General features: G+C 69.2%; 1 protein-coding gene. It reads right to left on the bottom strand.

Annotation, left to right across the window (positions count from 1 at the left end):
• Positions 1 to 37: 37 nt before the first annotated feature.
• Positions 38 to 1,210, bottom strand: coding sequence for an IS481 family transposase (locus ACTHAM_RS17380; RefSeq protein WP_440689783.1), 1,173 nt, complete (start codon positions 1,208 to 1,210; stop codon positions 38 to 40).
• Positions 1,211 to 1,282: the final 72 nt, after the last annotated feature.

Genomic DNA, 1,282 nt, shown 5'->3' with positions numbered 1-1,282 from the left:
TGTGATGTCGCAAGACATCGGCGACAGCCCGAACCCATCAGGGTTCGGGCTGTCGTGGTTTTTGGGGTTGGTAGTCCCTGGTGGTGTCGAGGGTCAGTTCGCGCAGGATCTCGCCGGTGAGGGCGTGGATGACGCGGATGTGTAGGTCCTGGATGAGCAGGATGACGTGGGTTCGGGCGTGGGTGCGGCCGATGCCGATGTGGTGCAGCTTGCCGGCGTGGCGGACGGTCACCACGCCGTGCTCGTCGACGCGGTCGTTGCGTACTCGGTGGTGGGGTGCGTGGTGCCCGGCGGGTTGGTCCTTGGGTCGGCAGCTGTAGGCGGCCGCGGGGGTGCGCCCGTGCAGGGATCGGTGCGGGCGGGTGGTGTTGTAGTCCTCGCGCCAGGCGTCCAGAAGTCGTTGGAGCTGGTCGAGGCCGGCGGGGCGGGGGCGGGCCGCCAGCCAGCGTTTCATCGTCTGCTGGACGCGTTCGACCTTGCCGCAGGTGGTGGGGTGGTTGGGGCGGGAGTTGCGTTGCTCGACGCCCAGACGTGCCAGTTCGCACTCGAAGGCGTTGCGTCCTCCGCGTCCGCCGGCCAGGCGGGTGGTGAAGACCATGCCGTTGTCGGACAGGACCGCGGCGGGGATGCCGTTGGCGCTGATCGCGGCCCTGAACGTGGTCACGACGTCGGTGCCGGTGACGCGGTGGTGGGCGGTGCAGGCCAGGACGAGGCGGGAGTGGTCATCGAGGAACGTCAGGACCTCGCTGTCGGTGCCGTCGGCGAGGCGGACGTGGGTGAAGTCGGTCTGCCACAGCTGGTTGGGCAGGTCGGCCTCGAAGCGGATGTAGGAGGAGCGGGGTCGTTTGCTGGGGGTGGGTGTGATCAGCCCGGCGCTCTTCAGGTGGCGCCAGATCGTGCTCGGGGACAGGTGCAGGTCGTGGTGGGTGGCCAGGTGCCAGGCGATGGTGTGGGGGCCGGCGTCCTGGCCGTCGGCGGTCAGCTTGGCGCGCAGGTCGACGATCAGGGCCACGACCTCGGGCGGTGTGCTCGCCGGGCTGTGGTGCGGGCGTCGTGATCGTGGCTCGAACGCCGCCTCGCCTTCGGCGCGGTAGCGGGTCACCAGTTTGTAGACCCAGGCCCGGTGGACGGCGTACTCGGCCGCGACCTGCGCGACCGGACGGCCCTCGAGAACCACCGCGGTGATCACCAGACGCGCACGAGTCGACATGAGCGAGCATCCCGGACAACTGTCGCCGATGTCCTGAGACATGCTGTCGCCGATGTGCTGAAACCACACACC

The organism is Cellulomonas soli, from assembly GCF_052036975.1.
Lineage (GTDB): Bacteria > Actinomycetota > Actinomycetes > Actinomycetales > Cellulomonadaceae > Cellulomonas > Cellulomonas soli_A.
The sequence above is the reverse complement of the archived record's forward strand: the minus strand, read 5'-3'. Positions and strand labels throughout refer to the sequence as shown.